General features: G+C 70.5%; 26 protein-coding genes. 11 read left to right on the top strand and 15 right to left on the bottom strand.

Translation table 11 applies throughout. The features are described 5' to 3' along the window. Position 1: 1 nt before the first annotated feature. Positions 2–523: a hypothetical protein gene (locus ACEN9V_RS06330; RefSeq protein ID WP_413602580.1), complete on the bottom strand. Its 522-nt coding sequence runs from the start codon at positions 521–523 to the stop codon at positions 2–4. Positions 524–553: 30 nt separating this feature from the next. On the opposite strand from ACEN9V_RS06330, the gene ACEN9V_RS06335 reads away from it, so the two are divergent. The 3 genes from ACEN9V_RS06335 to ACEN9V_RS06345 all read left to right on the top strand — a co-directional run bounded on the left by ACEN9V_RS06335 (position 554) and on the right by ACEN9V_RS06345 (position 2,598). Further along, positions 554–1,015, top strand: a complete 462-nt coding sequence (locus tag ACEN9V_RS06335) for a hypothetical protein (RefSeq protein WP_281267158.1) — start codon at positions 554–556, stop codon at positions 1,013–1,015. Positions 1,016–1,112: 97 nt separating this feature from the next. Next, entirely contained in the window at positions 1,113–1,748 is a 636-nt protein-coding gene (locus tag ACEN9V_RS06340) for an exonuclease domain-containing protein (protein WP_413602581.1), read from the top strand. A gap of 91 nt (positions 1,749–1,839) precedes the next feature. Beyond that, positions 1,840–2,598: a GntR family transcriptional regulator gene (locus ACEN9V_RS06345; RefSeq protein WP_413602582.1), complete on the top strand. Its 759-nt coding sequence runs from the start codon at positions 1,840–1,842 to the stop codon at positions 2,596–2,598. A gap of 3 nt (positions 2,599–2,601) precedes the next feature. Here the strand turns inward: ACEN9V_RS06345 and ACEN9V_RS06350 are convergent, their stop codons facing one another. The 11 genes from ACEN9V_RS06350 to iolC form a co-directional block, all read right to left on the bottom strand. Beyond that, positions 2,602–3,009 carry a tautomerase family protein gene (locus ACEN9V_RS06350; protein WP_413602583.1) on the bottom strand — a complete coding sequence of 136 codons (408 nt, stop codon included), beginning with the start codon at positions 3,007–3,009 and terminating at the stop codon, positions 2,602–2,604. Positions 3,010–3,131: 122 nt separating this feature from the next. Beyond that, positions 3,132–4,325: a Gfo/Idh/MocA family protein gene (locus ACEN9V_RS06355; protein WP_281267154.1), complete on the bottom strand. Its 1,194-nt coding sequence runs from the start codon at positions 4,323–4,325 to the stop codon at positions 3,132–3,134. Between the two features lie 57 nt (positions 4,326–4,382). Then, on the bottom strand, positions 4,383–5,495 hold the full coding sequence (locus tag ACEN9V_RS06360) for a transaldolase family protein (RefSeq protein WP_413602584.1): 1,113 nt from the start codon (positions 5,493–5,495) through the stop codon (positions 4,383–4,385). Continuing rightward, on the bottom strand, positions 5,492–6,361 hold the full coding sequence (locus ACEN9V_RS06365; RefSeq protein ID WP_402729051.1) for a sugar phosphate isomerase/epimerase family protein: 870 nt from the start codon (positions 6,359–6,361) through the stop codon (positions 5,492–5,494). The genes ACEN9V_RS06360 and ACEN9V_RS06365 overlap by 4 nt, the downstream gene beginning before the upstream one ends. Beyond that, positions 6,361–7,413 carry a Gfo/Idh/MocA family protein gene (locus ACEN9V_RS06370; RefSeq protein ID WP_413602585.1) on the bottom strand — a complete coding sequence of 351 codons (1,053 nt, stop codon included), beginning with the start codon at positions 7,411–7,413 and terminating at the stop codon, positions 6,361–6,363. Before ACEN9V_RS06370 ends, ACEN9V_RS06365 begins: the two co-directional genes overlap by 1 nt. 45 nt (positions 7,414–7,458) lie before the next feature. Then, entirely contained in the window at positions 7,459–8,412 is a 954-nt protein-coding gene (locus tag ACEN9V_RS06375; RefSeq protein ID WP_413602586.1) for a sugar phosphate isomerase/epimerase family protein, read from the bottom strand. Positions 8,413–8,451: 39 nt separating this feature from the next. After that, positions 8,452–10,332 (bottom strand): 3D-(3,5/4)-trihydroxycyclohexane-1,2-dione acylhydrolase (decyclizing), encoded by a 1,881-nt coding sequence (iolD, locus tag ACEN9V_RS06380; RefSeq protein WP_413603038.1) that lies wholly within the window; start codon positions 10,330–10,332, stop codon positions 8,452–8,454. Positions 10,333–10,349: 17 nt separating this feature from the next. Further along, positions 10,350–11,255: a 5-deoxy-glucuronate isomerase gene (iolB, locus tag ACEN9V_RS06385; RefSeq protein WP_413602587.1), complete on the bottom strand. Its 906-nt coding sequence runs from the start codon at positions 11,253–11,255 to the stop codon at positions 10,350–10,352. Positions 11,256–11,263: 8 nt separating this feature from the next. After that, positions 11,264–12,775: a CoA-acylating methylmalonate-semialdehyde dehydrogenase gene (locus ACEN9V_RS06390; protein WP_413602588.1), complete on the bottom strand. Its 1,512-nt coding sequence runs from the start codon at positions 12,773–12,775 to the stop codon at positions 11,264–11,266. Then, the gene (locus ACEN9V_RS06395) at positions 12,772–13,821 is read right to left on the bottom strand and encodes a class I fructose-bisphosphate aldolase (RefSeq protein WP_413602589.1); all 1,050 of its coding nucleotides are present in this window, start codon (positions 13,819–13,821) and stop codon (positions 12,772–12,774) included. The genes ACEN9V_RS06390 and ACEN9V_RS06395 overlap by 4 nt, the downstream gene beginning before the upstream one ends. Continuing rightward, the gene (iolC, locus tag ACEN9V_RS06400) at positions 13,814–14,806 is read right to left on the bottom strand and encodes a 5-dehydro-2-deoxygluconokinase (RefSeq protein ID WP_281267146.1); all 993 of its coding nucleotides are present in this window, start codon (positions 14,804–14,806) and stop codon (positions 13,814–13,816) included. Before iolC ends, ACEN9V_RS06395 begins: the two co-directional genes overlap by 8 nt. 166 nt (positions 14,807–14,972) lie before the next feature. Between iolC and rmuC the strand changes: the two genes are divergently transcribed. Beyond that, complete coding sequence (rmuC, locus tag ACEN9V_RS06405) at positions 14,973–16,223, top strand: DNA recombination protein RmuC (RefSeq protein WP_413602590.1); 1,251 nt, start codon at positions 14,973–14,975, stop codon at positions 16,221–16,223. Positions 16,224–16,241: 18 nt separating this feature from the next. Here rmuC and glpX read toward each other — a convergent pair whose 3' ends face one another. Then, a complete protein-coding gene (gene glpX / locus ACEN9V_RS06410) occupies positions 16,242–17,231 on the bottom strand; it encodes a class II fructose-bisphosphatase (protein WP_281267144.1) in 990 nt (329 codons plus the stop codon). 125 nt (positions 17,232–17,356) lie between these two features. On the opposite strand from glpX, the gene fbaA reads away from it, so the two are divergent. After that, positions 17,357–18,385 carry a class II fructose-bisphosphate aldolase gene (gene fbaA / locus ACEN9V_RS06415; RefSeq protein WP_402729044.1) on the top strand — a complete coding sequence of 343 codons (1,029 nt, stop codon included), beginning with the start codon at positions 17,357–17,359 and terminating at the stop codon, positions 18,383–18,385. A 58-nt stretch (positions 18,386–18,443) separates the two neighbouring features. Then, positions 18,444–19,706, top strand: a complete 1,263-nt coding sequence (locus ACEN9V_RS06420) for a M18 family aminopeptidase (RefSeq protein ID WP_413602591.1) — start codon at positions 18,444–18,446, stop codon at positions 19,704–19,706. A gap of 21 nt (positions 19,707–19,727) precedes the next feature. Here ACEN9V_RS06420 and ACEN9V_RS06425 read toward each other — a convergent pair whose 3' ends face one another. Both ACEN9V_RS06425 and ACEN9V_RS06430 read right to left on the bottom strand, forming a co-directional pair. After that, entirely contained in the window at positions 19,728–20,408 is a 681-nt protein-coding gene (locus ACEN9V_RS06425; protein WP_413602592.1) for a DUF6264 family protein, read from the bottom strand. After that, positions 20,405–21,424 (bottom strand): 4-hydroxy-3-methylbut-2-enyl diphosphate reductase, encoded by a 1,020-nt coding sequence (locus ACEN9V_RS06430; RefSeq protein WP_402729346.1) that lies wholly within the window; start codon positions 21,422–21,424, stop codon positions 20,405–20,407. Before ACEN9V_RS06430 ends, ACEN9V_RS06425 begins: the two co-directional genes overlap by 4 nt. Positions 21,425–21,594: 170 nt before the next feature. Between ACEN9V_RS06430 and xseA the strand changes: the two genes are divergently transcribed. The 5 genes from xseA (at position 21,595) to ACEN9V_RS06455 (ending at position 26,056) form a co-directional block, all read left to right on the top strand. Beyond that, positions 21,595–22,833, top strand: a complete 1,239-nt coding sequence (xseA, locus tag ACEN9V_RS06435) for an exodeoxyribonuclease VII large subunit (protein ID WP_281267140.1) — start codon at positions 21,595–21,597, stop codon at positions 22,831–22,833. A 96-nt stretch (positions 22,834–22,929) separates the two neighbouring features. Continuing rightward, a complete protein-coding gene (locus tag ACEN9V_RS06440; RefSeq protein WP_402729041.1) occupies positions 22,930–23,193 on the top strand; it encodes an exodeoxyribonuclease VII small subunit in 264 nt (87 codons plus the stop codon). Beyond that, the gene (locus ACEN9V_RS06445) at positions 23,190–23,828 is read left to right on the top strand and encodes a DUF4245 domain-containing protein (protein ID WP_413602593.1); all 639 of its coding nucleotides are present in this window, start codon (positions 23,190–23,192) and stop codon (positions 23,826–23,828) included. The genes ACEN9V_RS06440 and ACEN9V_RS06445 overlap by 4 nt, the downstream gene beginning before the upstream one ends. A 46-nt stretch (positions 23,829–23,874) precedes the next feature. Continuing rightward, positions 23,875–24,489, top strand: a complete 615-nt coding sequence (locus tag ACEN9V_RS06450) for a carbonic anhydrase (protein WP_281267137.1) — start codon at positions 23,875–23,877, stop codon at positions 24,487–24,489. Positions 24,490–24,613: 124 nt separating this feature from the next. Beyond that, positions 24,614–26,056 carry a class II fumarate hydratase gene (locus ACEN9V_RS06455; protein ID WP_413602594.1) on the top strand — a complete coding sequence of 481 codons (1,443 nt, stop codon included), beginning with the start codon at positions 24,614–24,616 and terminating at the stop codon, positions 26,054–26,056. The last annotated feature ends 157 nt before the right edge of the window (positions 26,057–26,213 follow it).

Consider the following 26,213-nt stretch of genomic DNA (forward strand, 5'->3'; position numbering starts at 1 on the left):
CCTAACGGCCGAGCGCCTGGACGGCCGCCGCGACGGTCTCGAAGACGTCGGCCTGCAGCCGCTGCGATCGCCGCCAGTCACCCGTCACGTGGAGCGAGTGGTCGGCGCCGGCAACGGTCTGGAGGCTCGCAGCCGTCCCAGGGACACGCTCGGGCCGCCACATGGAGTCGTCCGACCCGCCGATCGCGACGTTCCCATCGGCAGCGGCGGCGAGCGCCGCCGCGACGTCGTCGTGTGTGAGCACCGGCGTCAGCCACACGCCGCGGACCCCGTTCCGGACCGCCCACGGCAGTGCGAAGCAGCCGAAGGACTTCGCGACGACGAGGTCGGGCAGCCGGCCCCCGAGGGCCGTCGCGATCTCGGTCTCCACGAACGCGACGGGCGTCTCCCCCGCCGCGTCGTCGACGACCCAGTTCGGCGCGATCACATCGCACCCGGCCTCGAGCGCGATCTGCCGGGACCACCAGAGCAGCGGCGCCTGTTGCCCGTACCCGGCACCGGCGAGGATCAGCACTGTCACCATGACCTCACCGTACGTGGCAGCCTGGCCTGCATGTGGTTCGAACGCGATCAGCTCGGTGTGCACTCGATGGGGTACGACGCCCGAGGGCAACGGCGGTACTTCACCCCGGAGACGATCGACGCGCTCGCCGCGACGCCACCACGCGACCTCGAGACCTTGCACGACACGCTCGCCGAACTCGAGGCCGACGTCCTCGTCGACTACGACCCGGAGGCCGCGACGATCGACCACGACGAGGAGGACGGCTTCCGGCTGGCGACGCTCCCGGTCGAGTTCGCGTTCCCGTCGACGACTTCGGGCTTCGCCGATGCCTTCACCACCCACGTCGAGAGCCTCCCGCCGCGCTGGCGACTCGATGCCGTCGCGGTGGCGTTCGAGCTGGTCGGCACGCTCCTCGACCCGTACTGGGCGGCGGAGCGTGCGCGACAGGCCGCGACGTGGCGAACGACCGCGCGTCGCCGCCGGGGCTCCCGCCGAACTCGACGGCGCTGACACGGCAACGTTGACCCAACGCCGCTGACCCGACCGCGCCCGCGCAACGCCGACCCGGCTTCCGGGGATGTCGGCGCTCCGTGCGACGATCGGACGCGTGCCGTTGAACTTCACCGCGATCGACTTCGAGACTGCGAACAGCTCGCCCGCCAGCGCGTGTTCCGTCGGACTCGTCAAGGTCCGGTCCGGCCGGGTCGTGGACCGCGCGTCGTGGTTCATCCGCCCGCCGATGGGGCACGACGACTTCCTTGAGTGGAACACCCGCATCCACGGCATCGTCGCCGAGGACGTCGTCCGCGCCAAGACGTGGGAGCAGCAGTACCCGGACCTCGTCGCCTTCGCCGAGGGTGACGTCCTCGTCGCGCACAACGCCCGTTTCGACATGGGTGTCATCGCCGGCGGCTGCTCCGCAACGGGCATCGCGCTGTCTGAGCACCACTCGATGTGCTCCCTGCAGGTGGCCCGCAAGACCTACACGCTCGACTCGTACCGCCTGCCCGTCGCCGCGATGGCCGCCGGCTTCGAGGGCTTCCAGCACCACGACGCCGCCGCCGACGCCGAGGCCTGTGCGGCGATCGTCGTCCACGCCGCCGGCCGGCACGACGTCGACACGGTCGAGGCGCTCGGTGCCGCGACCCGGGTGTCGATCAACCCGGTGCGGATCCGCGCGGAGAAGCCGAAGGCGGCGAACCAGCCGCGGCTGTCCCACCGCCCGATGATCTTCGCCGACTGACCCCGTCGCCCGGTGGGCCGCGAGCCCGGTGGTATTGTCACGACATTCACCCGGCACAGTCGCCGGACCCGTACTCCCCCGAAGGACCGCGATGACCAACGAAGGCCAGCTGCCGTCCGACCTGTTCATGGACCTGGACCGGTCGGGTCCGATGCCCCTCTACTTCCAGGTGGCATCCCGCATCGAGGAGTCGATCCGCTCCGGTGCGATGCCACCGGGTGCCCGGCTCGAGAACGAGATCGCGCTGGGTGAACGGCTCGGGTTGTCGCGTCCGACGATCCGCCGGGCGATCCAGGACCTCGTCGACAAGGGCCTCCTGGTCCGCCGTCGTGGCATCGGGACGCAGGTCGTGCACGGCCCGGTCACGCGCAAGGTCGAGCTGACGAGTCTGTACGACGACCTCGCGCAGGGTTCACAGGCCCCCGCGACGAAGCTCCTCGAGCGGAACGACGTCCCCGCGTCCGACGTCGTCGCCGAGGCCCTCGGTGTCGCCCCGGGAACGACCGTCGCCCACATCCGCCGGGTCCGGTTCGCCGAGGACGTGCCGATGGCCATCCTCGAGAACTACCTGCCGCCGGAGTTCCTCGAGATCACCGACACCGACCTGCAGCAGCACGGCCTGTACCAGCTGCTCCGCGGCCGAGGCGTGACGATGCGTGTCGCGAAGCAGCGGATCGGCGCCCGCGCGGTGACCGACGAAGAGGCGAACCTCCTCGAGATCGAGGACGGCGACCCCGTGCTCACGATGAGCCGGACCGCGTACGACGCCTCGGGCCGCGCGGTCGAGTACGGCGTGCACTGCTACCGCCCCGACCGCTACTCGTTCGAGGTCACGCTCGTCGACAAGTAGGCCTCACGCCGCGGACGGGACGCCGAGCTCCCCGGTCACGTACTGCGCCCGACCGAACCCGAACGACCAGTCCTGCGGGCCGTTCTCGACGTAGCCGATGAAGACGTCCTCGGAAGCGACACCGACGCCGGTGAGTGCGTCGTGGATCGCCGCGTAGAGCGTCGTCTTCGCCTCGTCCGTTCGACCGCGCTGCGTGAAGACCTGGATCATCACGACGCCGCCGGTGCGCTCGAAGCCGAGCCCTGCGTCCTCGGCGATGATCTGGCCGGCCGGGTGTTCCGTGACGATCTGGAAGCGGTCGCGCGGCGGGATCCCGTACACGTCGACGATGGCCGTGTGGATCGCGTCGGCGATGGCGCGGACGGCTTCCGGGCTGCGCCCGGTGGCGAGGTCGATACGGACGAGCGGCATGGCGCCTCCTGCAGTTCGGGACTTTGTCCTAACAAACTAACATGGCTTGCTCCCGAGCACCAGACGGACGGGAGGCTCGGTGCCAGCTGGCACCGAGCCTCCCCGTCCGTCTCCGGTTGGGTCTAGATCACGGGGGTCGCCGCTGCGTAGGTGAGCGGTCCGTCGACGCGCGCCACGTCGTGCCAGGCTCCGTCGGCGAGCGAGGCCTCCGCCGCTTCCACGATCGACGCGGCCGCCAGGCCGTCGGCGACCGACGGCGCGAGCTGCTCCCCGCGACGGACGCTCGCGACGAACTGCGCGGCCTCGATGGTCTTCAGGTCGTCGTAGCCCATGGCCGTGCCCGCGCCGGGCTGGAAGCGCGCGAACTCGCCGTCCCCGCCGGCGACGTAGTGCGTCGCGTACCCGTCGACCTCTTGCCCGTCGAGGGACACCTCGAGCTCGTTGAGGCGCTGGAAGTCCCAGCGGACGGATCCCTTCGTGCCGTAGACCTCGATCGTGTACTCGGCGTGCGGGCCGTGCATGACGCGACTCGAATCCATCGTGCCGACCGCGCCGTCCTCGAAGCGGAACAGCAGCGCGGCGTAGTCCTCGTTCTCGACCGGCTTCCGTTCGCCGGTCGCAGCCGCGGACCGGTCGACGATCCCGGCACCGGGTAACGGACGTTCGGTGATGAACGTCTCCGCCAACGCCGTCACGCTCGCGATGCGCCCGACCACGTACTGCGCCAGGTCGAGGCCGTGCGACAACAGATCACCGAGGACCCCGGAACCGGCGCGCTCCCGCTCGAACCGCCAGGTCAGCGGCGCTGCCGGATCGGAGGAGTAGTCCGCGAGGAGTGATCCGCGGACGTTCGTGATCCGGCCGAGACGTCCGCTCCGAACCAGCTCGCGGGCGCGTTCGATCGCCGGGGCGTGGCGGTAGTTGAAGCCGACGCTCGTGATCACGCCGGCCCGCTGGACGGCCTCGTGGATCTCGCGGGAGTCGCTGGCGTAGCGACCCATCGGCTTCTCGATCCAGAACGGCTTGCCCGCGGCGGCAGCGGCGACGGCCATCTCGCGGTGCAGGAAGTTCGGGGAGCAGATCGACACGACGTCGACCTCGGGATCGGCGAGCACCTCGTGGTAGTCGGCGACGGCGCGCTCGTACCCGAGTCGTTCGATCGCCTGGTCACGGGCGGCCGGGACCGGGTCCGCGGCGACCACGAGGCGCGGCGCGATGCCGAGTTCCGGGAAGTGGTCGGGCAGGGCACGGTAGGCACGGGAGTGCAGCCGCCCCATCCACCCGACCGAGATGAGGCCGACGCCGATCGTGTCCATTGAGTTCCTCTGTTCGCGGTGGTGCGTGGTGCGTGTTCGTGGTCGTAGTGGAGTGAGCTACTCGGCGGGGACGATGATGTCGCGGACCAGGGCGTCCAGCTGTGCGTCCGCGTCGAGGAACTGCCGCAGGGTCTTCACCGTGGCGCCGAACCGGTCGAACTCGTCGATCGTCATGCCGTCGACGTCGTAGGCGCGGGCGAACTCCGGCGTGGCAGCACGCAGCGCGTCGATGACGTGCGCGGGGACCTCGTCGTCGATGGCATCCGGCCGGAACGGGAACGCGTTGGCGTTGATGTCCTTGGACCACTGGAACGGCGGCGAGACGACGAGGTCGCCGCCCTGGAACTCGGACCACTGCAGCGCGTTGCGGAACGCCGCGACGAGCACGCGGGAGCGGAAGCCGCGCTCTTGGAACACCCGGTAGGCGTTCTTCACGGCGGCGACACCCGCCCACTCGAGGATGCCCGGGTCGACCATCACGTGGTCGCGCTGCACCACGGCCTTCAGCCAGTCGTCGAGTCGCCCGGCCATGAGGGTGACGACGTGGCCGAACTCCTGGTCCGGCAGCCCGTCGGCGGCGCGACGGTCGAGTGCACGCTCGATCGCCTCTCCGACGGCGACGACCTGCGGCACCGTGAAGGACACCGTCGCGTTGATCGACACGCCGCGGTAGGCGGCCTCTTCGATCGCGGCGATGCCGACCTTCGTCGCGGGGATCTTCACGATGATGTTCGGTGCGAGCGCCGAGAACCGGACGGCCTGCTCGACGAGGGCGTCCCGGTCCCGGTGGAGACGCGGGTCCGTCTGCATGCTCAGTCGCCCGTTGCGGCCGCCCGACGCCTCGAACGCCGGGAGGAGCTGTGCAGCGGCGGCGACGGAGAGTTCCTCGACGGCCTTCCAGCCGATCCAGGACTCCCCCGCGGTCGGGTGCTCTGCGGCGATCTCGCGGATGCGCGGTACCCAGGTGTCCGGGTCCTGCTTGATGCACGTGTAGGCGATCACCGGGTTGCAGGTCGCCCCGACGGCGCCGTACTCGTGGATCGCGGTCGAGAGCTCGCGCGGATCGGCAGAGTCGTTCCAGAGTGCGGTGATCGTCTGCTCCGCCGCCTGGAGGGTGACGGGGCGGGTGTCGACGTCGGAGGAGGCCGGGGTCGCCAGGGTGTCGGTCATCGGTGCAGTCCCTTCGTGATCGTGTCGAGCTGGAAGCGTGAGACCTCGTCGGCGTTCTCGTCCTCGGCGAAGACGCTCGACACCGCGACGGTGTCCGGCCTCGCCGAGAAGCCCACGCGGTCGAGCGCGGCCCAGAACGCGTCGAAGTCGACGTCGCCCTGCCCGACCGGCAGGTGCTGGTGGACGCGGACGGCGTTGCCGGGCGGGTTGGTGATGTAGCGGAGACCGTGCGACCGGTGGTGGTCGTAGGCGTCCGCGACGTGGATCAGCTGGAGCGAGTCACCTGCGGCGTCGATGATCGCGTCCATGTCCCCGCCGTAGTGGAAGGTGTGACACGCCACGTAGACGAAACCGATGTTCTTCGAGTTGAGCCCACGGATCACCCGCAGGGCTTCGAGGCCGTCCTCGACGAAGTCGTCCGGGTGCGGGTCGATGAGCACGCGCAGGTCGGCGTCCTCGATGATCGGCAGGAGCTCCTCCATCGCCCAGTAGAACTGCGCCTCTGATTCCTCGGCGCGCTCCGGACGGCCCGAGAACTCCGTGTTGATCGTGTCGACGCCGAGGCGCTTCGTGATCTCGATGACGCGCTTCCACTGCTTGACGGCGGTCTCGCGGGTCTCCCGGTCGGGCCCGGACCACCGGAGCACCGGCAGCACCGACGCGACCTGGACGCCGGCGTCCGCGCAGGCTGCAGCGAACGCGTCGACGAGGTCGTCGTCCGCCTTCGGGTGTCGGAAGAACGGGATGAAGTCCTTGTGCGGGGTGAGCTGCAGGTACTCGTAGCCGAGATCAGCGACCTTGCGCGGGAACTCCAGCAGCGACAGGTCGTGGTGGAACGGGGTGGGGTCGAGCGCGATCTTCGGCATCAGACGTCCGCGAGTTCGTTCGGAGCGGCGTCGTAGAACGCGGGCTTCGCCGTGGCGTACGTCACGGCCTCGAGGGCACCGGACTGCTGCGCACGGACGGCCACCTCGGCGACGACGGACGCCGTGTAGCCGTCCCACGCGCTCGGGCCGTCGATCCCGCCCTGCTTGGCGGCGTCGACCCAACGCTGGACCTCCTCGTCGTAGGCGGCACCGAAGCGCTCCACGAACGACGGCGTGACGCCCTGGCCGGAGACACCCTGCGACACGAGGTTCAGCGAGGTCTCACGCCCGATGTAGGCGACCCCGGACTCGAACACGGCATCGGTCGTGACCTGGTACCCGAACTGCGCGTTCACGTTGATCTCGACGATCGCCATCGTCCCCGACTCGGTCGTGAACAGCACGAACTGCGGCTCGGGCAGGTCGGCCGGCGCCAGCGAGTTCTTGCGCGGCTTCTTGACCTCGACGCTCGTGATCGCCTCGCCCGTGATGAACGGGATGATGTCGATCTCGTGGATCACCGAGTCGTGGATGAGCATCGACTCGCCGAAGTTCGGCGGGGTGGTCGGGTTGCGGTGCGCGTGGTGCAGGGCGAGCAGTGCGCCGTTCGACCCCGACTCGCGGAGCGCCCGGAGTTCCTGGTAGCCCTTGTCGAAGCGACGCATGAAGCCGACCTGGATCTTCGGGCGGTCCGACTTCGCCTGCTCGAGCTCGACGATCCGCAGCGAGTCGTCCGCACTCGTCGTGAGGGGCTTCTCGCAGAGCACCGCGAGTCCGCGTTCGATCGCCGGCACCAGGACCGGCTCGTGCAGGAAGCCCGGGGTCGCGACGATGACGGCGTCGATGGGGGCGGCGTCGAGGGCGTCCTCGAACGACGCGGCGGTGATCGCGCCGGGGGCCTTCGCGGCCGCGGCGGTGGCCCGCGCGGTGTCGGGGTCCACGATCGCGACGACGTCGGCACCGGCGATGGTCGACGTGATGCGGCGGATGTGGTCGCTGCCCATGGCCCCGGCGCCGACGACGGCGACGCGGAGGTTGTCAGTGGTGCTCATTGGATGTCTCCTGGAGGTGGTGGCGCTGCGTGGACGGTGTCGGCGTCAGGACGCGCGGGCGGCGGACGTCGAACCGAAGATGTGCTGGAACGTGCGCTCCGCGATCGGGCCAGGAGCGTCGACCGAGCAGCCGTACATGTCCTGCTCGACGATGCCGAAGACGTCCGGGTTGATCGCGGCCACTGCCTCGATGATCGGCGCGAGCTCGGGGGTGCCGTGCGGCGGCTCGGTCATGATGCCCTGGGAGACGGCGGTCGCGAACGGCACGTCGTTCTTCAGCACGTCGAACAGCAGGTCGGTGTCGACCTGCTTGAGGTGGAGGTAGCCGATGCGCTCGGGGTGCGCCGCGATGAGCTTGAGGTTGTCGCCGCCGTAGTAGGCGAAGTGCCCGGTGTCGAGGCAGAGGTTCGTGTACTGCGGGTCCGTGACCTCGAGGAAGCGCACGGTCTCCTTGTAGGTCCCCACGTGGCTGTCGGCGTGCGTGTGGAACTGCTGGTGGACGCCGAACTCCTCGAGCAGTGCCTTGCCGAGCTGGTCGTGGCCCTTGCCGAGCCGCTCCCATTGCTCGTCCGTGAGCGTCCGGGGCTCCAGGACCTCTTCGGTGGCGTCCGAGCGCCAGAGGTCCGGGATCGTCACGAGGTGCTCCGCGCCGAGCTTCGCCGCGAGTCCGGCCACCGCGACGGCCTGGTCCCACGCCCGCTGGAACTGGTCGTCGCCCTTGTGGAACCCGGTGAAGACGGTCCCCGCGGACAGCTTCAGCCCGCGCGACTCGAGCTCGTCGGACAGCTGCGCAGGGTCGGTCGGCAGGTACCCGTACGGGCCGAGCTCGATCCACTCGTACCCGGCGGCGGCCGCTTCGTCCAGGAAGCGCTGCCACGGGACCTGCTTCGGGTCGTCCGGGAACCAGACGCCCCACGAGTCGGGAGCGGTGCCGATGCGGATCGACGCGGTGGTGGCGTCCGTGGACGGGGCGCCGGTCGGGGTGGCGGTGTCGGTCATGACGTCGTCGTCTTCTTTCTGCACGAGGTGGTGGTGGGGTCAGCCGAGGAGCGGGCGCTGTGCCGCGACCTGCTGCTCGTAGTCGGCGCGTGCGGCCTGCGTGGTGGACAGGGTCGAGGTCTGCGCGACCGGGACGTCCCACCAGCCGTCGCCGTCCGGGGCGTAGACGAGCGGGTCCGAGTTGATGTGCACGAGGGTCGTGTGGTCGTTCGCCTTGGCCTGGCGCACCGCAGCCTTCAGGTCCTCGATCGCGTTCGGGCCCGGCTCGACCTCGATGACGTCGACACCGTACGACCGGGCGTTCGCCGCGAGGTCGACGGGCAGGGGCTCGCCGTCCTCGAAGGACTGGGTGTCGTCCAGGTAGCGGTACTTGGTGCCGTACCGCTCGGAACCGACGGTCTCGGAGAGGTGCCCGATCGACGCGTACCCGTGGTTCTGGATGAGCACGACGATGATCTTGATGCCCTCTGCCACCGCGGTGACGAGCTCGGTGTGCAGCATCAGGTACGAGCCGTCGCCGACCATGACGATCGCGTCGCGGTCGGGAGCACCCCGACGGACACCGAGGCCGCCGGCGATCTCGTAGCCCATGCACGAGAAGGCGTACTCGACGTGGTAGCCGAGTTCGTCACGCACGCGCCAGAGCTTGTGCAGGTCGCCCGGCAGCGAACCGGCGGCCTGGATCACGACGTCGCGGGGGTCCGACACGGACTGGACCGCACCGATGATCTCGGGCTGGCCGGGCAGCGCGTTGCCCGACGGCGCGAACGCGGCGTCGACCAGCGCGTCCCAGGCGCGCTTCTGCTCGGCGATCTCGGACGCGTACCGGTCCGACACCGAGAACGACGCGAGCGACTCGGTCAGGGCGACCAGGGCCTCCCGGGCGTCCGCGATCAACGGCAGCTGGGTGCCGTGCTTGTAGGCGTCGAACGCGGCGACGTTGACGTTCACGAACGTGACGTCCGGGTTCTGGAACGCCGTCCGCGACGCGGTCGTGAAGTCGCTGTAGCGGGTCCCGATGCCGATGACGAGGTCGGCTCCTGCCGCGATCGCGTTCGCGGCGGCGGTGCCGGTCGCGCCGATGCCGCCGAGGTACTGCGGGTGGTCCCACGCGAGCGCGCCGCCTCCGGCTTGCGACGTGCCGACGGGGATGCCGGTGGCTTCCACGAAGGCCCGCAGCTGTTCGGACGCCGCGGAGTACAGGACGCCTCCGCCGGCGACGATCACCGGGCGTTCCGCGGCCCGGATCGCAGCGACTGCACGGGCGAGCGGCCCGTGCTCGGGCAGTGGACGACGGATGTGCCACTCGCGCGGCTGCAGGAACGCGACCGGGACGTCGAACTCCTCGGCCTGCACGTCTTCAGGCAGCGCGATCGTCACCGCACCGGTCTCGGCCGGGTCGGTGAGCACGCGCATCGCGGCGAGCGCGATCGAGAACAACTGCTCGGGACGCTCGACCCGGTCGAAGAACCGGGAGAGCGGGCGGAACGCGTCCGTGACCTGCAGCGAGGTGTCGTGCGGCATCTCGATCTGCTGGAGCACCGGGTCGGTGGTCCGCGTCGCGAAGGTGTCCGACGGCAGCAGCAGGGCAGGCAGGCGGTTCGTCGTGGCGAGCGCGGCGGCGGTCAGCATGTTCGCCGCCCCGGGGCCGACCGATGCGGTCGCGGCGAAGGTGGCGCGACGGCGGTGCATGCGGGCGAAGCCGACTGCCTCGTGCACCATGGCCTGCTCGTTGCGGGCCTGGTGGTAGGGCAGCAGGCCGGGCTGCTCGACGTGGAGCTGCTTGATGGCCTGACCGACGCCGGCGACGTTGCCGTGCCCGAAGATGCCGAAGATCCCCGGGATGGTGCGTTCGCGGTGGTCGCCGTCGACGGTCCACTGGTTGGCCAGGAACTCGACGAGGGCCTGACCGACGGTCATGCGGCGTGTGGGGGTGGTCACACGTCCTCCTTCTTCGATGCGTAGGGCAGGCGCGGGTCGATGGTCTCGGTCTCCCACACCTGGCGGACCCACCCGTGGGCGGGGTCGTCGGTGATGTTCCACACGCGCTCCGGGTCGGGCCCGGCCATCACGTTGAGGTAGTACATGTCGTAGCCGGGAGCCGCGACGGCCGGTCCGTGCCAGCCGTAGGGCACGAGCGCGATGTCGCCCGTCCGGACTTCACGGAACTCGTCGATCGCGCGGTCGTCCGAGGCGTACGTCCGGTGCAACGCGAACGGATCGGCCGTTGCAGGGGCATCCACGCCACGAGCCACCGCCGACTCGTAGTAGTAGATCTCCTCGAGGTTCGACTCGGCGCCCGGGACGTTCGTGTCGTGCTTGTGCGGCGGGTACGACGACCAGTTGCCGGCCGGCGTGATGACCTCGCACACCAGGAGCTTCACCGCGTCGAGCCCGGCAGGGGTCCCGAAGTTGTGCACCTGCCGCGACGACTGTCCCGCACCGCGGAGCTCCACGGGCACGTCGGCCTTCGCGATGTACCCGACCGGCTTGACGACGTCGGTGGGTGCCTCGGCGACCGCGACCCGTCCCGATCCGGTGATCCGAGCCTCCAGCCCGGACCCGAGGTACAGGACGTCGGTGGGCCCCTCGAAGACCCCGCCACGTCCCTCCAGCCCCTGCTCGCCGGATTCGGCGCCGGACCACGCGACGTGGAAGCTCCCCGAGAGCGGCACGACCATGCGCTCGACGGCAGCGGCCGGGAGGCGCAACTCGGCCCCGTCGGACACCGTGCCGGTCCGCAGGCCGGTGTGCTCCCACCCCGCGATGCGCCCGTCGACGACGTCGGTCCAGCCGGCCTCCGGTCGGCTCCCGCGCGGGTTGAACCAGTTCTGTTCAGCCATCGGTCGCGTCAGTTGTTCGAGGGGAAGCCGAGGTTGATGCCGCCGTGCGACGGGTCCAGCCACCGGCTCGTGATCGCCTTCTGCCGGGTGAAGAAGCTGACGCCGTCGGCGCCGTACGCCTTGTGGTCGCCGAACAGCGAGTTCTTCCAGCCGCCGAACGAGTAGTACGCGACCGGCACGGGGATCGGGACGTTGATGCCGATCATGCCGACCTGCACGTCGCGCTGGAAGCGTCGGGCTGCGCCGCCGTCGTTCGTGAAGATGGCGGTGCCGTTGCCGAACGCACCGGAGTTGATCAGCTCGAGGCCTTCTTCGTAGGTGGCGACGCGCACGACCGACAGCACCGGCCCGAAGATCTCCTCGGTGTAGACGCGGCTCGTCGTCGGGACCTTGTCGATCAGGGTCGGGCCGAGCCAGAACCCGTTCTCGTCGCCGTCGGGTCGGACGGTGCGGCCGTCCACCACGACCACCGCGCCGTCCTGCTCAGCGACCTCGATGTACGAGGCGACCTTGTCACGGTGCTGCTTCGTGACGAGGGGACCCATGTCGCAGCCGCGACGCCCGTCACCGATGCGCAGTGTGGCGGCACGTTCCTTGATCTTCTCGATGAGCTCGTCCGCGACGGGCTCGACCGCGACGACGACCGAGATCGCCATGCAGCGCTCGCCGGCGGAGCCGAAGCCCGCGTTGATGGCGTTGTCCGCGACGAGGTCGAGGTCGGCGTCCGGCAGCACGAGCATGTGGTTCTTCGCGCCGCCGAGGGCCTGCACGCGCTTGCCGTGCTTCGTGCCGGTCTCGTAGACGTACTGCGCGATCGGCGTCGAACCGACGAACGAGATCGACTCGACGTCGGGGCTCGTCAGGAGTCCGTCGACGGACAGCTTGTCGCCGTTGAGCACGTTGAAGACGCCGTCCGGCAGGCCGGCCTCCTTGAACTTCTCGGCCAGCCAGATCGCGGCGCTCGGGTCCTTCTCACTCGGCTTGAGCACGACGGTGTTGCCGGCGGCGATGGCGATCGGCAGGAACCACAGCGGCACCATCGCAGGGAAGTTGAACGGGCTGATGATGCCGACGACGCCGAGCGGCTGCCGGATCGAGTAGACGTCGATGCCCGTCGAGACCTGGTCGCTGAACTCGCCCTTGAGCAGCTGCGGGATGCTCGTCGCGAGCTCGACCACTTCCTGCCCGCGAGCGATCTCACCGAGCGCGTCGTCGAGGACCTTGCCGTGCTCGCTCGTGATGATCTCGGCGAGCTCTGCCTTGTCACGGTTCAGGATCTCGCGGAAGGCGAAGAGGATCTGCTGACGCTTGGCCAGCGAGAGGTTGCCCCACTTCGGGAACGCGGCCTTCGCACTGGCGATCGCCGCCTGGATCTCGTCCTCGTTCGCCAGCGCGACCTGCTTCGTCGCGACGCCGAGCGCCGGGTCGTAGACCGGAGCAGTGTTCCCTGACGTCGAGGCGACGCGCGCCCCGTCGATCCAGTGGCCGATCGTCGTGGTGACGGTGTCCGAGATGGTCATGCGTTGGTTCCTTCCGAGATGGACGAGTCCATGGTGGTGGGGCCCGCGAGCCGCGCGGCTGGGTCGTGAGCATCTGTGGAGAACCCGGCCCGAGCCTCTCCCAACGGGCTCGGCCGGTCCGCCGCTGGCGCGTCGGCCCGGTACCGGCCGTCGGGGCCCAGGGTGTGGACGAGACCCGCTGCGACGTCCACGGCCGTCGCGACGTCCCCGTCCGGCGGGTAGAGCAGGGTCCGTCCGACGACGAGCCCGCGGACACCGGGCAGTGCGAGCGCGTCAGCCCACTTGGCGTAGGTCTCGAGGGGACGCGCCGACGGGTCGCCGCCGAGCAGCAGCGTGGGCAGCGTCGTCGCGGCCATCACGCGCTCCATGTCCTCGACCACGGGGATCTTCAGCCAGCTGTAGGCACTGGACTCGCCGAGCCCCGCGGCGATCGCCATCGAGGTGATGACGGCGTCCGCGGTCAGGTCGTTCACGACCTTGTCGTCCCGCCACGTCGACATGAAGGGCTCGAGCATGATCGGCAGGCGGTGCTGGGCGGCCTCGGTGACGGCCCGGGCGGTCGCCTCGAGTGTCGGTGCGGTGCCGGCGTCCGACAGGTTGATGCGGACGAGCAGCTTGGCGAAGTCGAGGCCGGCGTCCGCGATCGACCTGGCCGAGTACGCCGTGTACCGGTCGTCCATCTCGAAGGTCGCACCGCGCAGCCCGCCGCGGTTCATCGAGCCGACGACGACCTTGCCGTCGAGGGCGCCGAGCAGCGCCAGGTCCTCGAGGATGTCCGGCGTGCCGAGCACGCCGTCGACACCGGGGCGGCCGAGGGCCGTGACCAGCCGCTCGAGCAGGTCGTAGCGGTCGGCCATCGCGGACTCGTCGTCGCGCACCGCCAGGGCGCCACGGGCCGGGTGGTCCGCTGCGACGATGAAGAGCTTGCCGTCGTCGGCCAGGAGCGGCCGCTTGGTCCGTGCTGCGAGCGTGCTCGCGATCGTCTCCGGCGATCCGGCGCGGACGTCGCGCAGCCGCTGGAAGTCGACACTGCTGATCTCAGGCATTGACCGCTTCTTCCGTCGGGTTCTCCTGCAGGAACGTCTCGATCTCGTCGCTCGTCGGCATCGCGGTGGAGCACTCGAACCGCGTCGCGACGATCGCACCGGCCGCGTTGGCGAACGCGAGGATGCGTTCGAGGCCCCAGCCCTGCAGCAGGCCGTGGGTGAGCGCGCCGCCGAAGCCGTCGCCGGAGCCGAGACCGTTCACGACGTCGATGTGGTGCGGGCGGAGCTCGACGAACTCGTCGCGGGTCTTCGCGAGCACGCCCTTGGGGCCCTGCTTCACGATGGCGATCTCGACGCCGCGTTCGAGCAGCGCGTCGGCAGCCCGCACCGGATCGGTCTCCCCCACCGCGACCTCGCACTCCTCGCGGTTCCCCACCGCGACGGTGGCGTGCTCGAGTGCGACGGCGACCTCGCGCGTCGCGGACTCCGGGGAGGACCAGAACATCGACCGGTAGTCCAGGTCCAGCACGGTGTGCACCTTCGTGCTGTGCTCCGACGCGGAGCGGGCAGCGAACGCCGTGTGGTGCGCCTGTCGGCTCGGCTCCTCGCTGAGGCCGGTCACGGTGGTCCAGAACACCTTCGCCCGCTCGATCTCGTGGAGCGGCAGCGACTTGGCGGTGATCATCAGGTCGGGGGCCTTCGGCGCCCGGTAGAAGTAGAGCGGGAAGTCGTCCGGCGGGAAGATCTCGCAGAAGGCGACCGGGGTGTTCAGCCCGTCGACCGTGTCGACGAAGGCGTTGGCGACGCCGAACTCCGGGAGCGTCCTGGCGATGTACCTGCCGAACGGGTCGTTGCCGGTTCGGGTGATGACCGCGGCGTCGGCACCGTGCCGGGCGGCGGCGATGGCGACGTTCGTGGCGCTGCCGCCGACCGACTTCGAGAAGGTCTCGACGTCCTCGAGCGGACCCGTCTGCTGCGGGTAGATGTCGACGCTCACGCGACCCATGGTGATCACGTCGTAGGCGTGGGGAGCTTCGTTCGTCATGCGACGTGCGGGACCTTCCGTGCGGCTTCATCGGCGGACGATCACGACTGTACACCCTCCTTGGCTTAATGTCATGACATGGCTGCACACCGCTTCCAGCGGTCGGACTGGAGGCTCGGATCACCCTGGGACCACCGGTGTCGGTGGGTCCTGGGAAGGTCTGGGCATGGACTTCACCGCCCTGCTCATCGGCCTCCTGGTCGGCGCCGTCGCCGGCGCCGCGATCGCGTGGTCGGTCGCGCGCACCCGGTCCGGCGCGGCCGAGGCCACCGCCACCGCGCTCCGTGCGCGCCTGGACGAAGTGCGCCGTGATGCCGAGGAACGGCTCGATGCACAGGACGCCCAGTACCGGCGGCAGGTCGACTCGCTGGAACGCCGGGCGGCCGAGCTCGAGCACCTCGTGCAGCGCATGCACGGTGCCGAGACCGCCCGGGCACAGGACGAATCGAAGGTGCTCACGGCGCTCAGCCCCGTCGCCGAGACCCTCGACGTGATGCGCGCCAAGATCGCCGAGCTCGAACGCTCCCGCAGCGAGCAGTACGGTGCGATCTCCACCCAGCTCCGCTCCGCCGCCGAGTCCGAGGAACGCCTGCGCGCCACGGCCGAGACCCTCGCGAGCGCCCTGTCGGCCAACAGCACGCGTGGTGTCTGGGGCGAGACGCAGCTGCGCAACGTGGTCGAAGCGGCGGGGCTCCTCGAACGGGTCGACTTCGACGTGCAGTCCTCCGTGACGACCGCAGCCGGAGCGGCCCGACCCGACATGATCGTGCACCTGCCCGGTGGCAAGAGCATCGCGGTCGACGCGAAGGTGCCGTTCAGCGCCTACCTGCAGGCGATGGAGATCCCGGCGTCGGCCACCGGCGCCGAGGGTGCACGCCGCACGCAGCTGATGGCGCAGCACGTCAAGGCGCTGCGGGCGCACGTGGATGCTCTCGCCGCCCGGGAGTACTGGTCCGGGTACGACGCCTCGCCGGAACTCACGGTGGCGTTCATCCCGTCCGAGTCGCTCATCGCCAGCGCCCTCGCCGCCGACCCCGGGCTGCTCGACCACGCCTTCCGCAAGCGGGTCGCACTGGCCTCGCCCGTGACGCTCTGGTCGGTGCTCAAGACGGTGGCGTTCTCCTGGCAGCAGGACGTCGTCACGCAGGAAGCCCGCGAGCTCTTCACGATCTCGCGGGAGCTGCACGGCCGGCTCTCGACGATGGCGGCACACGTCGACAAGCTCGGCCGGTCGATCCGGGGCACCGTCGTCGACTACAACCGCTTCGTCGGGTCGCTCGAACGCCAGGTGCTGCCGAGCGCTCGTCGGCTGTCACTCCTCGACGAGTCCAAGGTCATCGCCGAACCCGCCACGATCGACGACGAGCCGCGGCTGCTCACCGCGCCGGAGCTCGTCGGCTCCCCCGACCGCGACTGACCCCGCAGACGGGACGGATCAGAACCACTTCTCGGCGCGGTGGTCCGCCTGGATGCGGCGGATCGTGTTCGAGCGCGACCGCAGCACGAGCGAGTCCGTGTGGATGACGCCGCGCGAGCGACGGACACCGTCGACCAGCACGCCGTCCGTGACACCCGTCGCGACGAAGAACGTGTTGTCGCCCGTGACGAGGTCGTCCTGGTCGAGGACCTTGTCGAGGTCGTGCCCGGCGGCGATCGCCTTCTCACGCTCCTCGTCGTCCTTGGGCTGGAGCTTGCCGAGGATCACACCACCGAGCGCCTTGATCGCGCACGCCGTGATGATGCCCTCCGGGGTCCCACCGACGCCGACGCACATGTCGATCGGCGAACCGGGCAGCGCCGCCGCGATCCCACCGGCGACGTCACCGTCGAGCAGCAGTCGCGTGCCGGCACCGGTCGCACGGATCGCGCGGATGAGCTCGTCGTGGCGGGGACGGTCGAGGACGGCGATCTGCATGTCCTCGAGGTCCTTGTGCTTCGCCTTCGCGAGCGCGCGGATGTTCTCGCCGATCGGCTTCTCGAGGTCCAGGACGCCACGGCCGTCGGGCCCGGCGGCGATCTTGTCCATGTAGAACACGGCGGACGGGTCGTACATCGAGCCGCGGTCCGACACGGCCATCACGGAGATGGCGTTCTGGCGACCGGCAGCCGTCAGGGAGGTGCCGTCGATCGGGTCGACCGCGATGTCGCACGCGGGGCCGTGCCCGTTCCCGACGTGCTCGCCGTTGTAGAGCATCGGGGCGTTGTCCTTCTCGCCCTCGCCGATGACGACCACGCCGTCGAAGTTGACCGTGCCGAGGAACTTCCGCATCGCGTCGACGGCAGCACCGTCCGCGAGGTTCTTCTCACCACGACCGACCCACGGCTGCGCACGGATCGCCGCGGCCTCGGTCGCACGCACGAGTTCCAGCGCGAGGTTGCGGTCGGGCTGCAGGAAGAGGGATCCAGTTTCAGTCGTGGGAGTCACGACTGCCAGCCTACCGACCGGGACCACACCCACCCCGCGGGACGAACGGATGTGCAGACCAGGTCACACTCTGCTGCGGCTGACTACGATCGGACCGGCCACCACCGAAGTCGAAGGAGATCCCAGTGCCCATCGCAACGCCGGAACAGTACGCCGAGATGATCGACCGAGCGAAGGCGGGCAAGTTCGCGTACCCCGCCGTGAACGTCTCCTCGTCCCAGACCATCAACGCGGTCCTCCAGGGCCTGACCGAGGCAGGGTCGGACGGCATCCTCCAGGTGACCACGGGCGGTGCAGACTACTTCGCCGGCCACACCGTGAAGAACCGCGCCGCAGGTGCGCTCGCGATGGCGAAGTTCGCGCACGAGGTCGCCAAGAACTACCCGATCACGGTCGCGCTCCACACCGACCACTGCCCGAAGGACGCCCTCGACGGCTTCGTCCTGCCGCTCATCGCAGCGAGTGAGGAAGAGGTGCGCCACGGCCGCAACCCGATCTTCCAGTCGCACATGTGGGACGGCTCGGCCGTGCCGCTCGACGAGAACATCGAGATCGCCCGCACGATGATCGAGAAGACCCGCAACATCAACGCCATCCTCGAGGTCGAGATCGGCGTCGTCGGCGGCGAAGAGGACGGCGTCCAGCACGAGGGCACGAACGACGCGCTCTACACGACCCCGAACGACGTCGAGCGGGTCGTCGACGCACTCGGCCTCGGTGACAAGGGCCGCTGGATCGCCGCCCTGACCTTCGGCAACGTGCACGGCGTCTACAAGCCCGGCAACGTGAAGCTCCGTCCGGAACTCCTCGGCGAGATCCAGGCCGCGGTCGCCGCCAAGCACGGCACCGGCGAGAACCCCCTCGACCTCGTGTTCCACGGCGGCTCCGGCTCGACCGACGACGAGATCCACGAGGCCGTCCGCAACGGCGTCATCAAGATGAACATCGACACGGACACGCAGTACGCGTTCACGCGGTCGATCGCCGGCTCGATGTTCACCAACTACGAGGGCGTCCTGAAGATCGACGGCGAGGTCGGCAACAAGAAGCAGTACGACCCGCGCGCATGGGGCAAGGTCGCCGAGACGGCGATGGCCGCCCGCGTCGGCGAGGCCGCGAAGGTCCTCGGCTCGGCGGGCAACAGCAAGAGCTGACATCGGCCTGGAGGCTCGGGGCGCGTCCGTCGGACGCGTCCCGTGCCACGATGGTCGGGTGACCGTCGACGCCATCGCCTCCGAGTTCGCCCAGTTCGTCACCGCATCGCCGACGGCGTTCCACGCCGCCGCCGAGACCCGGGACCGCCTGGTGGCGGCCGGGTTCACGGAGCTCTCGGAGCTCGATGCGTGGCCGACCGAGCCCGGTGCCTACGTGGTCGTCCGCGACGGCGCGGTGATCGCTTGGCGGACGCCGACCGGTGCGAACGCGACGACGCCCTTCCGGATCCTCGGCGCACACACCGACTCCCCCGGCTTCCGGATCAAGCCGAACCCGACCGTGCGCGTCGGGGGCTGGGAGCAGCTCAACGTCGAGGTCTACGGCGGCCCGATCCTCTCGACCTGGTTCGACCGCGACCTCCGCATCGCCGGTCGCGTCGTGCACGCCGACGGATCGATCACGCTCCTGGACACCGGCGCGGTCGCACGGATCCCGAACCTCGCGATCCACCTCGACCGCGGCGTGAACACCGGCACCGAGATCGACCGGCAGCGCCACACCCTGCCGGTCGTCGGCACGGACGGCACCGAGTCCGGCGGCGTCGACGCCCTCGAGTGGCTCCGCGGACGGGTCGGTGACACGGCGGTCTCGTGGGACCTGTTCCTCGCCGACACCCAGGCGCCCGCCCGGGTCGGGATCGACGGGTCGTTCCTGGCCTCCGGGCGGATGGACAACCTGACGAGCGTGCACGCCGGGCTCCGCGGCATCGTGGATGCCCCCGGAGACACGGACCACATCGCGGTGTTCGCGGCGTTCGACCACGAAGAGGTCGGGTCGGCGACGCCGTCCGGTGCCGGTGGGCCGTTCCTCGAGGACGTCCTCGGCCGCGTGCAGGAGGGCATCGGCGCCACCCGTTCCGAGGCGGCTCGGGCATTCCGCGCCTCGTGGCTGCTGTCGAGCGATGCCGGACACCTGGTGCACCCGAACCACTCCGAGAAGCACGACCCGACGAACCGTCCGCGTCCGGGTGGTGGCCCGCTCCTGAAGATCAGCGCGAACCAGCGCTACATGACCGAGGCGAAGGGCGAGGCCGTCTTCGCTGCCGCATGCGCATCGGCCGGGGTGTCGTTCCAGCCGTTCGTGAACAACAACACGATCCCCGGCGGCTCGACGATCGGCCCGATCGCGGCGACCCGGCTCGGCATCCCCACCGTCGACATCGGTGTCGGGCTGCTCTCGATGCACTCGGTCCGTGAACTCGTGCACGTCGACGACCTGGCGGCACTGCACGGCGCCGTCGCGGCGTTCCTGGCCGGCTGAGCCGGGGCGCCCGGAGCGGACTCAGCCGCCGGCGTTCTGCATCATCCAGGCCACGAAGTGCCCGTCGTTGGCGAGCACCGTCGCGAAGGCGCCCAAGGTGACCAGGGACGCGACGGCACCACCGAGGAGCGGCACCCACACCGTGCGCTTCCGGCGACGCAGGCGCACGATCGACCACCAGGCGACGAGGACGAACAGCACGACCGTGACGATCGCGCTCACGAGTGCCGCTGTGGTCAGTGCGCCGGGGTCCTCCAACGTGGTGTAGCGGAGTTCCAGTTCCCGCCGGACACCGGAGGCGACGGTGCCGACGGACAGCGACTGGACGACGGACACGAGCCCGAACGCCAGCAGCATGACGGTGAGCAGGAAGTCGCCTGGTGACTTCCCGAACCGCGACGTCGGCACGGCTGCGCCCGACGAGGTGCGCGACGGCTGCGCTCCGGGGCCGGGGCCGGCCGCAGCCGACTCGCGCGCGGCGACGGCGGCCTCGTGCGCCTGGCGCTCGCGCTCGGCACGTTCCTGTTCGACGAACACCGGGTTGACCCAGCCGTCCGGGGCGTACTCGCCGTACTGCGGTGCCGGACGGCCGTGGACGCGACCGTCCGCGGTACCGGCTGCCGACGTGGGCGGATCGAGCCGGGCCTCCTGTCCGTCGCCGTGCCCACGCGACGGGACGGACGACCAGTCCCCCGCGCTCATCGGGTACGACCGCCGAGGGCGCGCGTCGGCTTGCCCGACGCGTCCGTGCGGAGTTCCTTCGGCAGCGAGAACATCAGGTCCTCGTGCGCGGTGACGACCTCCTCGACGGAGCCGAAGCCGGCGTCGGCGAGCTGCTCGAGGACCTCGTGGACGAGCTCTTCGGGGACGGACGCTCCGCTCGTGACGCCGACCGTGCGGACGCCGTCGAGCCACTCCTGCCGGATCTCCTCGGCGTAGTCGACCCGGTGCGCTGCCCGGGCACCGTGCTCGAGCGCGACCTCGACCAGGCGCACGCTGTTCGAGGAGTTCGCCGAACCGACCACGATCACCAGGTCCGCCTGCGGGGCGACCTTCTTGATCGCGACCTGCCGGTTCTGGGTGGCGTAGCAGATGTCGTCGGAGGGCGGGTCCTGGATCGTCGGGTACTTCTCGCGCAGCCGGCGGACGGTCTCCATCGTCTCGTCGACGCTCAACGTGGTCTGCGAGAGCCACACCAGGTTGTCCGGGTCGTCCACGGTGAGGGCGGCGACGTCCTCCGGCCCGTTGACCAGGATCGTGCGCTCCGGGGCGTGCCCCATCGTGCCCTCGACCTCTTCGTGGCCGGCGTGCCCGATCAGGATGATGGTGCGCTCGGCCTTGGCGAACCGGGTGGCTTCGCGGTGGACCTTCGTGACGAGCGGGCACGTGGCGTCGATGGCGTGCAGGTCCCGGTCCGCGGCGCCGGCCACGACCGCCGGGGACACCCCGTGCGCGCTGAAGACGACGTGGGATCCGCGGGGGACCTCGTCGACGTCGTCCACGAAGACGGCGCCGCGCTGCTCGAGCGTCGACACGACGTGGACGTTGTGGACGATCTGCTTGCGCACGTAGACGGGTTCGCCGTACTGCTCGAGCGCCTTCTCGACCGCGACGACTGCGCGGTCCACGCCGGCGCAGTACCCGCGCGGGGCGGCGAGCAGGACCTTCTTGGTGCCGGTCACCGGGTCGTTCCGCAGCCGTCCGCGCGGCGCGGGCATGCGCGGCGGGGCGAGTGGGACCGAGTGGCCGTTGGTGATCGTCACGTCCCCGATGATAGGTGAGCGGGACCGACGGGGCCTGGGCGCGGGTGTCACCGGTGTCCGGCGGCGCCTGGGCGCGGGTGTCACCGGTGTCCGCCACCATGGGACGGCACAACGAGGAGGAGCGCATGGCGATCGAACAGGGACCACCGACGGCCGACAACCCGTGGCCCGTCGCGCTGCTCGGCGCGAAGATGCGGGACTGGATCGACCGGCTCGGCACCGCGTGGGTCGAAGGCGAGATCACGCAGTGGAACGTCGCGGGCGGCAACGTGTACGGCAAGCTCAAGGACGTCGAGGTCGACGCCACCGTGTCGTTCTCCATCTGGTCGAGCGTGCGCTCCCGGGTGCCGGCCGACCTCAAGCAGGGCGCCCGGGTGGTCGCCGCGGTCAAGCCGAACTACTGGGTCAAGGGTGGCTCGCTGACGATGCAGGTCGTCGAGATGAAGCACGTCGGCCTCGGGGACCTGCTCGAACGGCTCGAACGGCTGCGGCGGACCCTCGCCGAGGAAGGCCTCTTCGACGTCTCCCGCAAGAAGCGGCTCCCCTTCCTGCCGCACCGCATCGGGCTCGTCACCGGCAAGGACTCCGACGCCGAGAAGGACGTCAAGCGGAACGCGCAGCTCCGGTGGCCGCAGGTCGAGTTCCGCACGATCCACGCAGCAGTCCAGGGCGAGCGTGCCGTGACCGAGGTGACGGCCGCCATCCAGGAACTCGATGCCGACCCCGAGGTCGACGTCATCATCGTCGCCCGCGGTGGCGGCGACTTCCAGAACCTGCTCGGCTTCAGCGACGAGGGACTGGTCCGGGCAGCGGCGGCCGCGACGACCCCGATCGTCTCGGCGATCGGCCACGAAGCCGACCGCCCGATCCTGGACGAGGTCGCCGACCTGCGCGCCTCGACCCCGACGGACGCCGCGAAGCGGGTCGTGCCCGACGTCGCCGAGGAGCTGGCGAACGTGCGGCAGGCCCGGGCCCGGCTGGGGCTCCGGCTCTCGCACACCCTGTCCGTCGAGGCGGACCGCATCGCCGCGCTGCGCTCCCGTCCGGCACTCGCCTCCACGGCGTGGCTCGTCGACACCCGTGCCGAGGAGGTGGCACGAGACCTCTCCCGGGCGCGCGAGCTCCTCGACCGTCGCATCGAGCGCTCGCACGCGGACGTCGGGCACCTGACCGGACGGCTCCGTGCGCTCTCGCCGCGGGACACGCTCCGGCGCGGGTACGCGATCGTCCAGACGGCCGACGGTGGCGTCGTCCGGGCCGCCGCGGACCTCGACGGCAGCACCGGCGTCCGCGTGACGCTCGGTGCCGGCACGGCGACGGGCACGCTCGAACCCGAGGGGCCGGGGCCCGACGGCGAGGGCTGAGCGTTCTCCACACACGAGGATGCCGACATCCACGGCGTTCTCCACCGGCGCAGCCTCCCGACGAACGCGTCGGTGGACCCTCGGTAGGATCGAGGGGTGTCATCCGAGGAACAGCCCGAGACTGCCCCGAGCGGGCAGACAGACGTCCGGTCCCTGAGCTACGAGGCCGCGCGCGACGAACTCGTCCGCGTCGTCAACGAGCTCGAACAGGGCTCCGCGACGCTCGAGCGCTCGCTGTCCCTCTGGGAGCGCGGCGAAGCCCTCGCGGCACGCTGCGAAGAGTGGCTCGTCGGCGCCCGTGCGCGCCTCGACGCAGCCCGCGCGGCCAGCGACGGTGACGCCGCCGAGGCGTCCCGGTGACCGATCCGGAGACCGGCCGCCCGGTCGTCGCCGAGCTCGGCCGCCCCGAGACGGCCGAGGAGACCTGGGCACGCAAGGACTCGGCGCGCCGTGCACGCCGGCAGCACCAGACGGCCTTCAACCTCGTGCTTGCGCTCATCGCGTCGCTCGGCATCGTGGTGTTCCTGGTCGCGGTCGTGGCACGCCCGGACGGCGCCGTGGACCGCAGCGTCGACTACCAGCAGGTCGCCGCCCAGGCGGACGTCCCGGGGGTCACGCTCGCTGCGCCGGAGCTCCCCGACTCGTACAGCGCGAACCGCGCCGACTACAAGGACAAGGCCGCCGACGGCGTGGACGTCTGGACCGTGGGCTTCCTGACCCCGGACAAGCAGTACATCGGCCTGCAGCAGGGCATCGACGCCAACCCGACCTGGGTGGCGAACCAGCTCGACCAGCACGCGGCGACGGGTTCACGGTCCATCGGCGGGACGAAGTGGACCGTGTACGACCGCCGGGCAGAGGGCAAGGACGCCGGCAACCAGGCGTACTCCCTCGTCGCGACCTTCGGCCCGAACACCGTCGTCCTGGCCGGCACCGCCGACGACGCCTCGTTCCGGAAGATCGCCGCCGGCGTCGCGAAGCAGCTGAGCGACTGATCCAGGCCGAACCCGTCACCCGAAGCAGCACCGAGGAGCCGAACCCATGACCGACCGCGCAGCGTCCACCCCAGCCGACGCCCTCCGACTCCTCGTCGAGGGCAACGCCCGGTTCGCGGCCGACAAGCGCCGTACCGGCCGCATCGACCCCGACCGCCGCAACGAGCTCGCCGGCTCGCAGGCGCCGTTCGCGACCGTCCTCGGGTGCTCGGACTCCCGCGTGCCGTTCGAGCACGTCTTCGACGCGGGCATCGGCGACGTGTTCGCGATCCGCAACGCCGGGCAGATCGTCGACGACGTCGTGCTCGGCTCGATCGAGTTCGCCGTCGTGGCGCTCGGCACCCCGCTGGTCGTCGTCCTGCGCCACACCAAGTGCGGTGCGGTCGCGGCGGCACGCTCAGGCGAACCCGTCCCGGCGCCGCACCTGCAGGCGCTCGTGGACGCGATCTCGCCGAGTGTCGAGCGGGTCAGGGCGACCGACGCCGATCTGCCGCAGGAAGCCATCGGCGCCGCACACCTCGAGTCCACACTCGGTGCGATCCTCGAGCGCTCCGGCGCCGTGTCCGACGCCATCGCCGAGGGTAGATTGGCCGTCGTCGGCGCGACCTACGACCTGACCACGGGCGAGGTCAGCATCGACACCGTCGTCGGCCAGGCCTGACGACGGGCCGCCGCCGGTCCGACGGGCACCGGCACGGCACACGAGCCGCGGCGATCCACCGCGGCCCGAACGACACCCGGGCGCGACCGCGACCGGCAGCACCACCAGGAAGGACCACGACGACGTGACCGACACCACCGCGACGACACCCACCGCCTCCACCGGCACCGAACCGACCACCGACGACGGTTTCCGGATCGAGCACGACACCATGGGCGAGGTCCGTGTGCCCGTCTCGGCGCTCTACCGCGCCCAGACGCAGCGCGCGGTGGAGAACTTCCCGATCTCGGGCACCGGTCTGGAGTCGGCGCAGATCGTCGCCCTCGCGCGCATCAAGCGTGCCGCGGCGATCGTCAACGGGCAGCTCGGCATCGTCGACGGGGCCGTGGCCGACGCCATCGTCGGTGCCGCGGACGTCATCATCGCGGGCGAGCACCACGACCAGTTCCCGGTCGACGTCTACCAGACCGGCAGCGGCACCTCGTCGAACATGAACATGAACGAGGTCCTGGCGACCCTGGCGTCCCGGAGCGGCACGGCCGTGCACCCGAACGACCACGTCAACGCCTCGCAGTCGTCGAACGACGTCTTCCCGACCTCGGTGCACGTCGCCGTCACGGACGCCCTCATCCGGTCGCTCGTCCCGTCCCTCGAGCACCTCGCCGAGTCCCTCGAAGCGAAGGCCACGCTGTGGGCCGACGCCGTGAAGTCGGGCCGCACCCACCTGATGGACGCCACCCCGGTCACCCTCGGGCAGGAGTTCGGCGGGTACGCGCGGCAGATCCGCCTCGGCATCGAGCGTGTGAACGCCACGCTTCCCCGCGTCGCCGAGGTCCCCCTCGGCGGCACCGCGGTGGGCACCGGCATCAACACGCCGAAGGGCTTCCCGCAGCAGGTCATCGCCCAGCTCGCGGAGGACACCGGACTCCCGATCACCGAGGCCCTCGACCACTTCGAGGCCCAGGGCGCCCGTGATGCCCTCGTCGAGGCATCCGGAGCGCTCAAGGTGCTCGCGGTCAGCCTGACGAAGATCAACAACGACCTGCGCTGGATGGGCTCCGGGCCGAACACCGGCCTCGGCGAGCTGCACATCCCGGACCTGCAGCCGGGGTCGTCGATCATGCCCGGCAAGGTCAACCCGGTCGTCCCCGAGGCGACGCTCATGGTCGCGGCACGGGTCATCGGCAACGACGCCACCGTCGCATGGGCCGGCGCGTCCGGCGCGTTCGAGCTCAACGTCGCGATCCCGGTGATGGGCACCGCGCTGCTGGAGTCGATCCGTCTGCTGGCGAACAGCTCCCGGGTCCTCGCCGACAAGACCGTCGACGGGCTGCAGGCGAACCTCGAGCGTGCCCGCGCCTTCGCCGAGTCCTCACCGTCGATCGTGACCCCGCTCAACCGCGTCATCGGGTACGAAGCCGCGGCGAAGGTCGCCAAGCACGCCGTCGCCGAGGGCATCACCGTGCGGGAAGCCGTGGTCGCGCTCGGCTTCGTCGAGCGCGGTGAGGTCACCGAGGCGCAGCTGGACGAGGCGCTCGACGTCCTGTCGATGACGCACCCGAACTGATCCGCGCGTCCTCGACCCGTCTTTCTCGGCTCGGATCGGTTCGTGCGCCGCGCCTCCGGTCCTCGACCCGCGAAAGCGACAGATCACCGCAGACAACCTGCGGTGATCTGTCGCTTTGGCGAAGGACTCGGCGCGTCGATCGCGGGATCTGTCGCTT

Origin of the sequence: Curtobacterium sp. Curtsp57, from assembly GCF_047324335.1 — a bacterium.
GTDB lineage: Bacteria > Actinomycetota > Actinomycetes > Actinomycetales > Microbacteriaceae > Curtobacterium.

Coding starts and splice junctions, on each gene's coding strand:
- ACEN9V_RS06350 (WP_413602583.1), bottom strand. CDS start 3,009: ATGCCGCTCGTCCGTATCGACCTCGCCACCGGGCGCAGCCCGGAAGCC.
- ACEN9V_RS06425 (WP_413602592.1), bottom strand. CDS start 20,408: ATGAGCGCGGGGGACTGGTCGTCCGTCCCGTCGCGTGGGCACGGCGAC.
- ACEN9V_RS06395 (WP_413602589.1), bottom strand. CDS start 13,821: ATGCCTGAGATCAGCAGTGTCGACTTCCAGCGGCTGCGCGACGTCCGC.
- iolD (WP_413603038.1), bottom strand. CDS start 10,332: ATGACCGTCGGTCAGGCCCTCGTCGAGTTCCTGGCCAACCAGTGGACC.
- ACEN9V_RS06345 (WP_413602582.1), top strand. CDS start 1,840: ATGACCAACGAAGGCCAGCTGCCGTCCGACCTGTTCATGGACCTGGAC.
- ACEN9V_RS06450 (WP_281267137.1), top strand. CDS start 23,875: ATGACCGACCGCGCAGCGTCCACCCCAGCCGACGCCCTCCGACTCCTC.
- rmuC (WP_413602590.1), top strand. CDS start 14,973: ATGGACTTCACCGCCCTGCTCATCGGCCTCCTGGTCGGCGCCGTCGCC.
- ACEN9V_RS06335 (WP_281267158.1), top strand. CDS start 554: ATGTGGTTCGAACGCGATCAGCTCGGTGTGCACTCGATGGGGTACGAC.
- ACEN9V_RS06430 (WP_402729346.1), bottom strand. CDS start 21,424: ATGCCCGCGCCGCGCGGACGGCTGCGGAACGACCCGGTGACCGGCACC.
- ACEN9V_RS06370 (WP_413602585.1), bottom strand. CDS start 7,413: ATGAGCACCACTGACAACCTCCGCGTCGCCGTCGTCGGCGCCGGGGCC.
- iolB (WP_413602587.1), bottom strand. CDS start 11,255: ATGGCTGAACAGAACTGGTTCAACCCGCGCGGGAGCCGACCGGAGGCC.
- ACEN9V_RS06365 (WP_402729051.1), bottom strand. CDS start 6,361: ATGCCGAAGATCGCGCTCGACCCCACCCCGTTCCACCACGACCTGTCG.
- ACEN9V_RS06375 (WP_413602586.1), bottom strand. CDS start 8,412: ATGACCGACACCGCCACCCCGACCGGCGCCCCGTCCACGGACGCCACC.
- iolC (WP_281267146.1), bottom strand. CDS start 14,806: ATGACGAACGAAGCTCCCCACGCCTACGACGTGATCACCATGGGTCGC.
- ACEN9V_RS06330 (WP_413602580.1), bottom strand. CDS start 523: ATGGTGACAGTGCTGATCCTCGCCGGTGCCGGGTACGGGCAACAGGCG.
- ACEN9V_RS06390 (WP_413602588.1), bottom strand. CDS start 12,775: ATGACCATCTCGGACACCGTCACCACGACGATCGGCCACTGGATCGAC.
- xseA (WP_281267140.1), top strand. CDS start 21,595: ATGGCGATCGAACAGGGACCACCGACGGCCGACAACCCGTGGCCCGTC.
- ACEN9V_RS06355 (WP_281267154.1), bottom strand. CDS start 4,325: ATGGACACGATCGGCGTCGGCCTCATCTCGGTCGGGTGGATGGGGCGG.
- ACEN9V_RS06360 (WP_413602584.1), bottom strand. CDS start 5,495: ATGACCGACACCCTGGCGACCCCGGCCTCCTCCGACGTCGACACCCGC.